The following is a 12,443-nucleotide window of genomic DNA, read 5'->3' on the forward strand; positions in this document are numbered from 1 at the left end:
GCCAGGCCGTCGTGCAGGTCGTAGGCCACCCGCTTGCGCTCGTCTTCCTGGGCGGTGAACAGGCGGTGCACCAGCTCCGACATTGGTGATGCCGTGTTCCTTGGCCAGGTAGTAGGCGGTCGCGAGGCCGTGCCCGCCACCGCCGACTATGACCACGTCATAGACCTTTTTCGGGGTCGGGGTGCGCCACATGCGCTGCCAGTTTTCATGGTGGCTGAGGGAGTGTTTGAAGAGGCCGAAGCCCGAGTAGCGTTGCATAGTCATTTACTCCAAAACCGCACTCAGCGATAAACCGGGAAGTCCGCGCACAGGGCCGATACCTGGCGCGCGACATTGGCCTCGACATCGGCATCGCCGAGGTGGTCGAGGATGTCGCAGATCCAGCCGGCCAGCTCCACGCACTGGGTGACCTTGAAGCCGCGGGTAGTGACCGCCGGGGTGCCGATGCGCAGGCCGGAGGTGACGAACGGCGACTGCGGATCGTTCGGTACGGCGTTCTTGTTCACGGTGATATGGGCACGGCCCAGGGCGGCGTCCGCCTCCTTGCCGGTCAGGCCCTGACGGATCAGGCTGACCAGGAACAGGTGGTTATCGGTGCCGCCGGACACTACATCGTAGCCACGTTTGACGAATACGCCGGCCATGGCCTGGGCGTTGTCGATCACTTGCTGCTGGTAAGCCTTGAAGCCGGGCTCCAGCGCTTCCTTGAAGCACACGGCCTTGGCGGCGATCACGTGCATCAGCGGGCCGCCCTGGGCGCCCGGGAACACTGCAGCGTTGAGTTTCTTCTCGATCTCTTCGTTGGCCTTGGCCAGGATCAGGCCGCCGCGCGGACCGCGCAGGGTCTTGTGGGTGGTGGTGGTGACCACGTCGGCGAACGGGATCGGGTTCGGGTACAGGCCGGCGGCGACCAGGCCGGCGACGTGGGCCATGTCGACGAACAGCAGCGCGCCGACCTTGTCCGCGATCTGGCGGAAACGTGGGAAGTCCAGGGTCTTGGAGTAAGCGGAGAAGCCGGCGACGATCATCTTCGGCTTGTGCTCGACGGCCAGGCGCTCGACTTCGTCGTAGTCGATCAGCCCGGTGTTGGTGTCGATGCCGTACTGCACGGCGTTGTACAGCTTGCCCGAGGACGACACCTTGGCGCCGTGGGTCAGGTGGCCGCCGTGGGCCAGGCTCATGCCCAGGATGGTATCGCCAGCCTGCAGCAGGGCCAGGTACACCGCGGCGTTGGCCGAGGAGCCGGAGTGCGGCTGGACGTTGGCGTAATCGGCGCCGAACAGCTGCTTGGCGCGCTCGATGGCCAGGGCCTCGACCTTGTCCACATGCTCGCAGCCGCCGTAGTAGCGCTTGCCCGGATAGCCTTCGGCGTATTTGTTGGTCAGGCCGCTGCCCTGGGCCTGCATCACCCGCTTGCTGGTGTAGTTCTCCGACGCGATCAGCTCGATGTGATCTTCCTGACGTTGCTCCTCGGCATTCATCGCCGCCAGCAGTGCATCGTCATAACCCTGGATTTGGTCTTGCTTGCTGAACATCGCGTCTCTCCCAGCGGCGTCGGTGCGCCTTTCGTCTCGGTGAGGCACGTACCCTGCGGTAGTGCCCTTTGGATGCGATGGTATGGCCGGCTTCGAGTCGCCAAATGCCTATGGACGCCACGCAAAGGTGCGTTTACGACATGGCCTGACGCAGATAGACCCAGAGCCGTGCGCACCGGGCGCCGAAGGCTCTATATCCATGGCTTGGCCGCGACCGCGAGCCCCTGGCGCCGACCAATGGCGCCACAGGTTTCGGGCTGGCGCCGCCTCTGTAGCCGCTGCCGAGCCTGCGAGGCTGCGATCGGCCGCGAAGCGGTCGTAAAACCAGGCAACCTGTTCTTCCAGGCACACCGCATGCTCAGGTTTTGCGAGGACTACGTCCTCGATCGCAGCCTCGCAAGCTCGGCAGCGGCTACGGGCGTTCGTAGCGACAAGGGGTCGTCGTCAGGCCAGAAGGTTGCGCAGCGCCAGCAAGAGCAAGAAATGCCCGGGATACAGCAGATAGGCCCAGCGCCGCATCGGCGGCGGGGAAACGCCGCGCAGACGCCGCAGGAGCAGCAGCCCCAGCCACGGCGCCAACAGGCAGGCGACCAGCCCCCAGGCCGCCAACTGATTGCCCATTCGCGCCGCCGAAAGCAGGGTTTGCCACTGGTTGGCCGCCAGGCACAGCAGCCCCGGCAGCAGCGCCCAGTACCAGGGCCGCCGGAGCACCAGCAACATCGCCAGGGGCAGCAGCACACCGGCCAGGCCGAACATCAGGTAGCGGTCGAACAGAGCGCCGAGCAAGGCCGCGCCAAGCCCCAGCCACAACGCCAGCCCGCCGCGCCGTTGCCAGGCACGGGCCACCAGCAGGCCCAGGGCCAGGGTCGGCAGCACATTGAGGGTGTCGGGGTCGGGAATGTACAACCGGTACGGCAGCTCGCTGAGCAGGCCGAACAGCAGCAGCCAGCCCAGGTAACGCCATTGCCCCGCGGCGGCGCGATCCGCCGCGCCGGCCCGGGCCACATTGGCCGCCAGCGCCAGGCAGAACCAGGGAAACGCCAGGCGCCCGGGCACATACAACATCTCCAGGCTCCAGCCGACGTAGCGCAGGTGATCGAGCACCATGCCCAGCAATGCCAGCCACTTGAGCAGGTCCAGGGCGCCATCGCGCCTGGGGGCAACCGGGGTCAGCGTCGCGTCGCGCATAAATCCTCATGGCCTGTGCATTTTTCGCCCATAAACAGTGCGTGTGCTCCCTCGCCAATCTTGGGTAAAGTGGCGCACCATCGACCTCTGCGGGGCCTGCGCCGTCCTGTTGGACCCGGCCTCGTTGCGGGCGTTTGACCCAAGGCTTCCTTACCCAGGAACGCCTGATCCGGAGCCCTTTATCGAAGGGCTCCCCTCTCGGACCTTTAGCACGGAAGACGGCCATGACCGACAAGAGCCAACAATTCGCCAGCGACAACTATTCCGGAATCTGCCCCGAGGCCTGGGCGGCCATGGAACAGGCCAACCGCGGCCACGAACGCGCCTATGGCGACGACCAGTGGACCGCCCTCGCCGCCGATTATTTCCGCAAGCTGTTCGAGACCGACTGCGAGGTGTTCTTCGCCTTCAACGGCACCGCCGCCAACTCCCTGGCCCTGTCGTCGCTGTGCCAGAGTTACCACAGCGTCATCTGCTCGGAAACCGCCCACGTCGAAACCGACGAATGCGGCGCGCCGGAATTCTTCTCCAACGGCTCCAAGCTGCTGATCGCCGGCACCGAGAACGGCAAGCTGACCCCGGAGTCGATCCGCGACATCGCCCTCAAGCGCCAGGACATCCACTATCCCAAGCCCCGGGTGGTGACCCTGACCCAGGCCACCGAAGTCGGCAGCGTCTACACCCCGGACGAAATCCGCGCCATCAGCGCCACCTGCAAGGAACTGGGGCTGAACCTGCACATGGACGGCGCGCGTTTCTCCAACGCCTGCGCTTTCCTCGACTGCTCGCCCGCCGACCTGACCTGGAAAGCCGGGGTCGACGTGCTGTGCTTCGGCGGCACGAAAAACGGCATGGCGGTGGGCGAAGCGATCCTGTTCTTCAACCGCAATCTGGCCGAAGACTTCGACTACCGCTGCAAGCAGGCCGGCCAGCTGGCCTCGAAGATGCGCTTCTTGTCCGCGCCCTGGGTCGGCCTGCTGGAAACCGACGCCTGGCTCAAATACGGCCGCCACGCCAACCGCTGCGCACAGTTGCTGGCGGAGCTGGTGGCGGACATTCCCGGGGTGGAGCTGATGTTCCCGGTGCAGGCCAACGGCGTGTTCCTGCAACTCTCGGAACCGGCCATCGCCGCGCTGACCGCCAGGGGCTGGCGCTTCTACACCTTCATCGGCAAGGGCGGCGCGCGTTTCATGTGCTCGTGGGACACCGAAGAAGCGCGGGTGCGTGAACTGGCCGCGGACATTCGCCAGGTCATGGCTGGCTGAAACGGCCTCGCCAGCCGGTTTCCGCCAATGGCGGGAGCCGGCCGGCAATCGGCCAAAGCGCATCAGTTCACATTTTCCTGAACTGATTATTTCCCCCCACTGATTCAACATCGCAGGCGTATATCCGAGACTCCCGGGTCAATTTATAAAAACAAAGGCACTGACCCCATGACCAGCCTGCCCGCGGCAACGGAAAAAGTCCCAGCCCCCGGCCTCAAGATCGAGACCCGTTCCATCGACTACGTGCCGCGCCACGAGCGCCACGGCAAGGTCTGGCATCAAGGCCCCTTCTGGTTCACCGGCAACTTCGTCCTGACCACCATGGTCACCGGCTTCACCGGCGCGGCCCTGGGCCTGAGCCTGTGCTACTCGATCCTGGCCATCGTCATCGGCGTCTGCCTGGGCACCTTCTGCATGGCCTTCCACGCCAACCAAGGGCCGCGCATGGGCCTGCCGCAGATGATCCAGTCGCGGGCGCAGTTCGGCCTGCGCGGCGCCATCGTGCCCTTCACCGCGGTGGTCTTCGTCTACATCGGCTTCAACGTGTTCAACGTGATCCTCGCCACCGACGCCATCAACACCGTGCTGCCCGGCACTCGGGCGCCCTGGTACAGCCTGATGATCGTGCTGGCGGTGATCATCGCCGTGGTCGGGCATGACCTGCTGCACGCCGTGCAGCGCTGGCTGACCTACCTGATGATCAGCGTCTTCACCGTGCTGACCGTCAGCGCGCTGCTGACCCTGCAGGCCGACGCCGCCGTGGCCGACGCGCACTTCTCCTGGTCAGCCTTCCTGATCCAGCTGTCGGCGGCCGCCGGCTACCAGATCAGCTACTCGGTGTATGTCTCGGACTACTCGCGCTATCTGCCGCACCAGACCCCGTCGCGCCAGGTGATCTTCTGGACCTACCTGGGCGCCGCCGGTTCGGCGCTGTGGCTGATGTCCCTGGGCGCCTTCCTGGCGTCCGCCCTGCCGTCCCCCGACGCCATCGGCAGCGTGCGCGAGGTCGGCAACCAGCTGATCCCGGGCTTCGGCACCTTTACCGTGCTGATCGCCGTGCCCGCCCTGGTTGGCATCATGGCGGTGAACTGCTACGGCGCGATGCTGACCGGCATCAGCGCCATCGACGGCTTCCTGCAGATCCAGCCGAACCTCAAGAGCCGGGTGGTGGGCATCGCCCTGGTGGCCGTGGTCATCTTCCTGATCGCCATGAACATTCCCGACAGCTACCTGGCCAGCTTCAACACCTTCGTGCTGCTGATGCTGTACTTCCTGGTGCCCTGGACCGCGGTCAACCTGACGGACTTCTACCTGGTGCGCAAAGGCCGCTACGCCATCGGCGACATCTTCAACCCGGCCGGGATCTACGGCCGCTGGGCCATGCCAGGCCTGGTCGCCTATTTCCTCGGCCTGCTCGCGATGATTCCGTTCATGTCGCTGAGCTTCTACCAGGGTCCGGTGTCCCGGGCGCTGGAGGGCGCGGACATCGCCTTCGTCGTCGGCCTGATCGTGGCCGGCGTGGCCTATTGGGCCCTGACCCGCGGCCTGGACCTGGACGCCGAGCGCCAGGCGATCCTGGCCAGCGAACGCCAACTGGAAGGAACTGAACAATGACTGCGATCCACAGCCTGAAAGTCGCCTGCCAACAGGTAGCCCCACGGGTCGGCGAACTCGACTACAACCGCGCACTGGGCCAGCGCGCGATCCGCGAGGCCGCGGCCCGAGGCGCCCAGGTCATCGTGCTGCCGGAGCTGGTGCAGAGCGGTTATGTGTTCGCCGACCGGCACGAAGCGCTGGCCCTGGCCGAGGACCTCGACGGGCCGACGCTGAGCCTGTGGAAGGCCCTGGCGCAGGAGCTGCAGGTGGTGATAGTCGGCGGTTTCTGCGAACGCCTGAATGCCCGGGAAGTGGCCAACAGCGCCGCCCTGGTAGAGCCCGAGGGGCGCGTGACGGTCTATCGCAAGGCTCACCTGTGGGACCGGGAAAAGCTCGTGTTCAGCGCCGGCGACCAGCCGCCGCCGGTGGTCGAGACCCGCTTTGGTGCCCTTGCGCTGATGATCTGCTACGACCTGGAATTCCCGGAATGGGTACGCCTGCCGGCGCTGGCCGGCGCCGCGCTGCTGTGCGCCCCGGTCAACTGGCCGGACGGCCCGCGCCCCGCCGGCGAACGCCCGGCGGAAATGGTCCGGGTCCAGGCCAACGCAGCGGTCAACCGCCTGTTCATCGCCGCCTGCGACCGCTGCGGCGAGGAACGCGAGGTGGCCTGGGTCGGCGGCTCGCTGATCGTCGACGCCGACGGTTATCCCCTGGCCGGCGCCGCCCGCCACCCGGGGGAGCAGTTGCTGTTGGCGGACCTGCCCTTGGGGGATGCGCAGCACAAGCACATCAGCGAGCACAACCACGTGCACCGCGACCGCCGCCCGGCGCTGTATTGAGCCCCCGCCCGCCGCGGGGAAACCCGCGGCAAACCTTGTTTTCGCCTCTGACCGTGCACGCCACCGGACATGAACTAGATTGTCTGGCGAGCCGCCGTATCCGCTCGGATAACGACAATAATCAGGAGCGCATTCATGTCCCTACAAGGCAAGACCCTGTTCATCACCGGCGCCAGCCGTGGCATTGGTCGCGAGATCGCCCTACGGGCGGCGCGGGACGGGGCCAATATCGTGATCGCCGCCAAAAGCGCCGAGCCCCACCCCAAGCTCCCCGGCACCATCTTCAGCGTGGCCCGGGAGGTCGAGGCGGCCGGCGGCCAGGCGCTGGCGCTGCAGGTGGACGTGCGCGATGAAGAGGCGGTGCGCCAGGCCCTGGCTCGGGCGGCGGAGCATTTCGGCGGGATCGATGCCCTGGTCAACAATGCCGGGGCGATCAAGCTGACCGGGGTGCAGCACATCGAACTCAAGCGCTTCGACCTGATGCACCAGATCAACACCCGCGCCGTGCTGCTGTGCAGCCAGGCGGCCCTGCCCTACCTGAAGGCCAGCGGCGGGCACATCCTCAACCTGTCCCCGCCGCTGAACCTGGCGAGCAAATGGTTCGCCCTGTACAGCCCCTACACTGTCACCAAATACGGTATGAGCATGCTGACCCTGGGCATGAGCGAGGAATTCCGGCTCTACGGCATCAGCGTCAACTCGCTGTGGCCGCAGACCATGATCGCCACCGCCGCCATCGAGTTCCAACTGGGCTCGCGGGAGTCGTTCAAGCATGCGCGCACCCCGGCGATCATGGCCGACGCCGCCCACGCGATCCTGTGCAGCAGCCAGCGCCGCATCACCGGACGGTTGTTGATCGACGAGGAAATACTGCGCGAACAGGGGGTGAGCGACTTCGGCCATTACCGCTTCGATCCCGACAGCAGCGAGGCGTTGATGACCGATCTGTTTGTCGATTGAGCGCGACGCAGCCGCCGCAGACCCGGCACTTCGGTAGGTCGGACACACCGGGGGCACAGGGTTTGCGGTTGCTACGCAACCGATCGCAGCCTCGTGCCTCGGCAGCGGCTACGGGCTGCGGTATGACCTGAGAAGGGTGTAGCCCCTCAATACTCGACCCGCACGTCGCCCTTCGGCACGCTGCAGCAGGACAGGATGTAGCCTTCGGCTTCGTCGTCCTCGGTGATGCCGCCGTTGTGGTCCATTTCCACCTCACCGCCCAGCTTGAGCACCTTGCAGGTGCCGCAGATGCCCATGCCGCAGGCCTTGGGAATCATCAGGCCAAGCTTGGCCGCGGCGGCGTGGACCGTCTCGCCCGGCGCCACGCGGATGCTCTTGCCGGACGCGGTGAATTCCACCTGATGCAGGTCGGCGGCGTCGACTTCCGGCGCATCGGCGGCCTGCTCGGCCTGTTCCTGCGCATCGGCCCGGGCTTCCGCCGGGGTCGCGCCGAAGGATTCCTCGTGGTAGCGCGACATGTCGAAGCCAGCGCTTTCCAGCAGGCGCTTGACCGCGTTCATGTAAGGCGTCGGGCCGCAGCAGAACACTTCGCGCTCGAGGAAGTCCGGCGCCATCAGCTCCAGCATCTTGTGGTTCAGGTAGCCGCGATAACCGGCCCAGGGCTCGCCCAGGCCGTGCTTCTCGCAGATCAGGTGCAGGCTGAAGTTGTCGATCCGCGACGCCATGTGCTCCAGCTCGCGATGATAAATGATGTCCTTCGGCGAGCGGGCGCTGTGGATGAACACCATGTCGACATTGCCGTTGGTGTCGTAGAACCAGCGCGCCATGGACATCACCGGGGTGATGCCGACGCCGCCGCTGAGGTAGAGGATTTTCGGGCTCGGGAAGTCGATGGCGTTGAACAGCCCCACCGGCCCGTGCACCGCCAGTTCCTGGCCTTCGTGCAGGGTGTCGTGCAGCCAGTTGGAGACCTTGCCGCCCGGGACGCGCTTGATGGTCACCGAGAAGCTGTAGGGCACCGAGGGCGAGCTGGAAATGGTGTAGGAACGCATGATCGGCTGGCCTTCGATCTCCAGCTCCAGGGTGACGAACTGCCCCGGCTTGAAGAAAAACATGATCGGCTGGTCGGCCATGAAGCAGAAGGTGCGCACGTCCCAGGTTTCCTGGATGACTTTGACGCAACGGACGATGTGTCGGCCATTGGCCCAGGTCTGGGTGGTTACCGGGTTCAGGAAGTTATTGGACATGCTGGTTCTCCACGGCCGACTGCCGGCCTTTATGTGGCGATTGTGCGCAGGCCCATGAACGCCCATTTACCTATCCGCGACATTCACATGCTTATCGCGACCAGCCGCCAACCACCGGGCCTGGCGCGTCGGGAACAGATTGCACCATGTCGTCCATGGATAAGGTTCCGGGCCGCGCCGGCCCCACACTCGGCTCAACCGATAACAGCTGGTTTCCAGCCTTGCGCCGCAACCGTAGCCACTTTCACCGGCCACACAGATGGCCTCGAGGATAAAACGATGGACGTCACCGCAACCCTGAGCCTGGGCGATCCGCTGGAACCCGCACGCAAGGCCACCGCACAAATGCTCCAAGAACGCGAGCGGACCTTCTCCCTGCCGCAGCCGTTCTACTGCGACGAGCGCCTGTTCGATATCGACATGCAGGAGATCTTCCAGAAGGAATGGCTGATCGCCGGCATGACCTGCGAGATCCCGACCAAGGGCAACTACATCACCCTGCAGATCGGCAAGAACCCGATCATCGTGATCCGTGGCGCCGACGGCGTGGTCCATGCCTTCCACAACGTCTGCCGCCACCGCGGCTCGCGGCTGTGCACCAGCGACAAGGGCAAGGTCGCCAAACTGGTCTGCCACTACCACCAGTGGACCTACGAGCTCGACGGCCGCCTGCTGTTCGCCGGCACCGAGATGGGCGCCGACTTCGACATGAAGCAGTACGGCCTCAAGCCGGTGAACGTGAAGACCGCCGGCGGCTACATCTTCATCTCGCTGGCCGAGAACCCACCGGCCATCGATGACTTTCTGGCGACCCTGACTCACTACATGGAGCCCTACGACATGGAAAACACCAAGGTGGCGGTGCAGACCACCTTGATGGAAAAAGCCAACTGGAAGCTGGTGCTGGAAAACAACCGCGAGTGCTACCACTGCAACGGTTCGCACCCGGAACTGCTCAAGACCCTGCTGGAGTGGGACGACACCAACGATCCGCGCGCCGACCAGGCGTTCAAGGACCACGTGGCCGACTCCGCCGCCGCCTGGGAAGCCGAGAAGATCCCGTACCTGCACAAGAGCCATGGCCTGCGTAACCGCATCGTGCGCATGCCGCTGCTCAAGGGCACCGTGTCCATGACCATGGACGGCAAGCAGGCCTGCCAGAAGCTGATGGGCCGGATCAAGAACCCGGACCTGGGCTCGATGCGCATCCTGCACCTGCCGCACTCGTGGAACCACTGCATGGGCGACCACATCATCGTGTTCACCGTGTGGCCGATCAGCGCCCAGGAAACCATGGTCACCACCAAGTGGCTGGTGCACAAGGACGCGGTCGAAGGCGTGGACTACAACCCGGAGAACATGCGCAAAGTGTGGGACGCCACCAACGACCAGGACCGTCGCCTGGCCGAAGAGAACCAGCGCGGCATCAACTCCACCGCCTACCAGCCGGGCCCGTACTCCAAGACCTACGAGTTCGGCGTGGTCAACTTCATCGACTGGTACAGCGCGCGCATGCTGAGCAACCTTGGCGCCGAGCCTGCTCCCTACCTCAAGGGCGTGCCGGTTCACGGCTAACCCTACCGCTGACCTGTAGGAGCGAGGCTTGCCCGCGATGAACGCGACCCGGTGTATCAGACACCCCGGGTTATCGTTCCTCGCGAGCAAGCTTCGCTTCTACCAGGGCGATGCCGCTGTACGAAATTTGATCTAACCCCTTCCCGGCCATGGCCGACAAGGCCCCCAGCGGTCCGCGAACAAGTTATCCACATCTCCACCCACAGCAAATGTGGGCAACTCGGTTTTCAGCCCCGGGATTTCTTCCCGGAACCTGAAGAAAATCCGTGACTTATCCAGAAAGGGCTTTCCTCAAGGCCTTTGTGCATTTTTTGTACAAACATCTGTAAGCCACGTTGTAAAAGGCCTGTAGCGGAAGGCGAACACCTTATCCACAGAAGCGCCAACAGACTTTGGGGGCAACTGTGAGGTACAGGGCCCTGCGTTGTGGAAAACCGCGCCATGCCGCGAAATACCGAGGTTTCAGCCCTGCCGCAGGTGCCAAACCATGGGTTTGCCTGTTTTTTGATCAGAAGCCTGAGGGGCGCTGTTTATAAGGCCCGCAGCGGATAGCGAACATCTTATCCACAAAAAGGCCAACAGACTTTGGGGGCAACTCGGCAACGGCAGAGGCTCGAGGGAATTCCTTATCCACAGAAAAACCCGTGTAAAAACGCCAACTTGGCTTGATCGTTTTTCGTACAGCGGCCTGCAACGCTTGATTGGCGAGGGTTTCGGAGAGGGACGAACATCTTATCCACAGAGGCGCACACAGGGATTGTGAGTAACCGTGGAAGCAGGGAGGAAGCAAGCCGCGCCCCGTAGGAGCGAAGCTTGCTCGCGATAGCGGTAGTGCGGCTGGCGCAGCCCTAGCGGACCACGCCCTCTTCGATCAACAGCTTGAGAATGGCCTCGGCCCCGGCCTGGGCGCTGACGCCCTTGAGTACCTGGCCACCGCCGCCGCTGGCCTTGGCGGTCGCGGCTTTCATGCGGTCGGCGCCGCTCTTGGCCTTGATCACTTTCAGGCGCTTGGGCCGGGGTTTGGCCGGTTGCAGGGTGGCGCTGGCGAACAACTCATCGTCGAGCACTTCCACCTGCCGTGCCTGCAGCACACCCCGGCGGGCCGGGCCATAGGCGCTCTGGCGTGGCTTGGGCGCGGCGTTATCCACAGTGGCGAGGAACGGCAGCCGTACTTTCAGCCGACGCCGCTGGCCCCGTGGCAAGGCTTGCAGCACCAGGGCCACGCTGCCGTCGATGGATTCCACCTGGGCCAGGCCCACCACCAGCGGCCAGCCGAGGTTCTCCGCCAGCAGGAACGGCAGCATGCCCGAGCCCTCGCCGGTTTCCGCCTGGCTGCCGGTGAGCACCACTTGCGCCCCGGCCTCGCGCAGGTAATCGGTCAGGGCCGGCAGCGCATCGGCACCGGCCGGCTGCTCCAGGACGTGCATCTGTTCCAGGCCCATGCCCAGGTAGGCGCGCAGGGCCGGCTCGGCGATATCGCCGGCGTGCAGCACCTGCAGCTTGTCCCCAGCCAGTTGCAGCCCCAGCTCGACCGCCCGCGCATCCTGCTCGGCACGCCGCGGCCGACCGGAAGTCGGGTGGGCGCCAACGGACACCAGGCTGATCACATTGGTACTCATAAGCTCTGTCCTCCCTTAGGCCGCATCGCGCTTGGCGCCGTTGCGGTAGGCCTCTACCGCCGCGATCAAGGCTTGAAGAAGCTCGGCGCTTTCGCCAATCACCGACAGGTCGGCGCGTTTGATCATGTCGCAGCCCGGGTCGAGGTTGATCGCCACCACCTTGTCGCAGGCACCGATGCCCTGCAGGTGCTGGATCGCCCCGGAAATCCCCACCGCCACATACACCCGCGCGGTGACCCAGGTGCCCGAGGCGCCGACCTGACGGTCGCGGGCCATGAAACCGTCGTCCACCGCCACCCGCGATGCGCCTTCGGTGGCGCCCAGGGCCGCGGCGGTCCTGTGGAAAAGTTCCCAGTCCTTGACCCCGTTGCCGCCGGAGAAAATGAATTCGGCCTCGGCCATGGGAATCGCCGCCGGGTCCACCGCCACCGCGCCCAGGTCCTCGATCCGCGCCAGGCTGCGCGCCACCGTTGTGGATAACTCCACCGGCAGGGCTTCGTGACGGGTTTCGCTGACCGGCTCGGCGCGCTCTTCCGGCGACTCGATACCGTGGTCGACAGCGTTGCGCACCAAGTGCACCAGCGGGTCGGCCAGGGCCTCGACGAGGTTCTTGTCGAGG

9 protein-coding genes and 3 pseudogenes are annotated in these 12,443 nt (G+C 65.1%); 5 read left to right on the forward strand and 7 right to left on the reverse strand.

Annotated features, from left to right (window positions below; translation table 11 throughout):
- The 3 genes and pseudogenes from ACQKQA_RS27875 to ACQKQA_RS27885 form a co-directional block, all read right to left on the reverse strand.
- Positions 1 to 258: pseudogene (locus tag ACQKQA_RS27875) on the reverse strand (hypothetical protein); the annotation flags it as partial.
- Positions 259 to 281: 23 nt separating this feature from the next.
- Positions 282 to 1,535 (reverse strand): serine hydroxymethyltransferase, encoded by a 1,254-nt coding sequence (gene glyA / locus ACQKQA_RS27880; protein WP_427564434.1) that lies wholly within the window; start codon positions 1,533 to 1,535, stop codon positions 282 to 284.
- Between the two features lie 444 nt (positions 1,536 to 1,979).
- Positions 1,980 to 2,723 (reverse strand): TraX family protein, encoded by a 744-nt coding sequence (locus ACQKQA_RS27885; protein WP_427564435.1) that lies wholly within the window; start codon positions 2,721 to 2,723, stop codon positions 1,980 to 1,982.
- A 224-nt stretch (positions 2,724 to 2,947) separates the two neighbouring features.
- On the opposite strand from ACQKQA_RS27885, the gene ACQKQA_RS27890 reads away from it, so the two are divergent.
- The 4 genes from ACQKQA_RS27890 (at position 2,948) to ACQKQA_RS27905 (ending at position 7,383) form a co-directional block, all read left to right on the forward strand.
- Positions 2,948 to 3,988 carry a low specificity L-threonine aldolase gene (locus tag ACQKQA_RS27890; protein WP_427564436.1) on the forward strand — a complete coding sequence of 347 codons (1,041 nt, stop codon included), beginning with the start codon at positions 2,948 to 2,950 and terminating at the stop codon, positions 3,986 to 3,988.
- A gap of 168 nt (positions 3,989 to 4,156) precedes the next feature.
- Positions 4,157 to 5,602: a purine-cytosine permease family protein gene (locus tag ACQKQA_RS27895; protein WP_427564437.1), complete on the forward strand. Its 1,446-nt coding sequence runs from the start codon at positions 4,157 to 4,159 to the stop codon at positions 5,600 to 5,602.
- On the forward strand, positions 5,599 to 6,423 hold the full coding sequence (locus ACQKQA_RS27900) for a nitrilase-related carbon-nitrogen hydrolase (protein ID WP_427564438.1): 825 nt from the start codon (positions 5,599 to 5,601) through the stop codon (positions 6,421 to 6,423). The genes ACQKQA_RS27895 and ACQKQA_RS27900 overlap by 4 nt, the downstream gene beginning before the upstream one ends.
- 135 nt (positions 6,424 to 6,558) lie before the next feature.
- Entirely contained in the window at positions 6,559 to 7,383 is an 825-nt protein-coding gene (locus tag ACQKQA_RS27905) for an SDR family oxidoreductase (RefSeq protein WP_427564439.1), read from the forward strand.
- Between the two features lie 146 nt (positions 7,384 to 7,529).
- Here the strand turns inward: ACQKQA_RS27905 and gbcB are convergent, their stop codons facing one another.
- Positions 7,530 to 8,630 (reverse strand): glycine-betaine demethylase subunit GbcB, encoded by a 1,101-nt coding sequence (gene gbcB, locus ACQKQA_RS27910; protein ID WP_427564440.1) that lies wholly within the window; start codon positions 8,628 to 8,630, stop codon positions 7,530 to 7,532.
- A gap of 279 nt (positions 8,631 to 8,909) precedes the next feature.
- Between gbcB and gbcA the strand changes: the two genes are divergently transcribed.
- Positions 8,910 to 10,205, forward strand: coding sequence for a glycine-betaine demethylase subunit GbcA (gene gbcA, locus ACQKQA_RS27915; protein WP_427564441.1), 1,296 nt, complete (start codon positions 8,910 to 8,912; stop codon positions 10,203 to 10,205).
- A gap of 848 nt (positions 10,206 to 11,053) precedes the next feature.
- Here the strand turns inward: gbcA and ACQKQA_RS27920 are convergent.
- From ACQKQA_RS27920 to ACQKQA_RS27930, 3 genes and pseudogenes are all read right to left on the reverse strand, one after another.
- Entirely contained in the window at positions 11,054 to 11,824 is a 771-nt protein-coding gene (locus ACQKQA_RS27920) for an electron transfer flavoprotein subunit beta (protein ID WP_427564442.1), read from the reverse strand.
- A gap of 15 nt (positions 11,825 to 11,839) precedes the next feature.
- A pseudogene (locus ACQKQA_RS27925) lies at positions 11,840 to 12,355 on the reverse strand (FAD-binding protein); the annotation flags it as partial.
- Positions 12,350 to 12,443 (reverse strand): annotated as a pseudogene (locus tag ACQKQA_RS27930) (hypothetical protein); the annotation flags it as partial. The pseudogenes ACQKQA_RS27930 and ACQKQA_RS27925, both read right to left, overlap by 6 nt.

The sequence above is a fragment of the Pseudomonas sp. NPDC089530 genome, from assembly GCF_050280705.1.
GTDB lineage: Bacteria > Pseudomonadota > Gammaproteobacteria > Pseudomonadales > Pseudomonadaceae > Aquipseudomonas.

Excerpts from the sequence above, each read along its gene's own strand:
- glyA (WP_427564434.1), bottom strand. The coding sequence starts at position 1,535 with ATGTTCAGCAAGCAAGACCAAATCCAGGGTTATGACGATGCACTGCTG.
- ACQKQA_RS27885 (WP_427564435.1), bottom strand. The coding sequence starts at position 2,723 with ATGCGCGACGCGACGCTGACCCCGGTTGCCCCCAGGCGCGATGGCGCC.
- ACQKQA_RS27890 (WP_427564436.1), top strand. The coding sequence starts at position 2,948 with ATGACCGACAAGAGCCAACAATTCGCCAGCGACAACTATTCCGGAATC.
- ACQKQA_RS27895 (WP_427564437.1), top strand. The coding sequence starts at position 4,157 with ATGACCAGCCTGCCCGCGGCAACGGAAAAAGTCCCAGCCCCCGGCCTC.
- ACQKQA_RS27900 (WP_427564438.1), top strand. The coding sequence starts at position 5,599 with ATGACTGCGATCCACAGCCTGAAAGTCGCCTGCCAACAGGTAGCCCCA.
- ACQKQA_RS27905 (WP_427564439.1), top strand. The coding sequence starts at position 6,559 with ATGTCCCTACAAGGCAAGACCCTGTTCATCACCGGCGCCAGCCGTGGC.
- gbcB (WP_427564440.1), bottom strand. The coding sequence starts at position 8,630 with ATGTCCAATAACTTCCTGAACCCGGTAACCACCCAGACCTGGGCCAAT.
- gbcA (WP_427564441.1), top strand. The coding sequence starts at position 8,910 with ATGGACGTCACCGCAACCCTGAGCCTGGGCGATCCGCTGGAACCCGCA.
- ACQKQA_RS27920 (WP_427564442.1), bottom strand. The coding sequence starts at position 11,824 with ATGAGTACCAATGTGATCAGCCTGGTGTCCGTTGGCGCCCACCCGACT.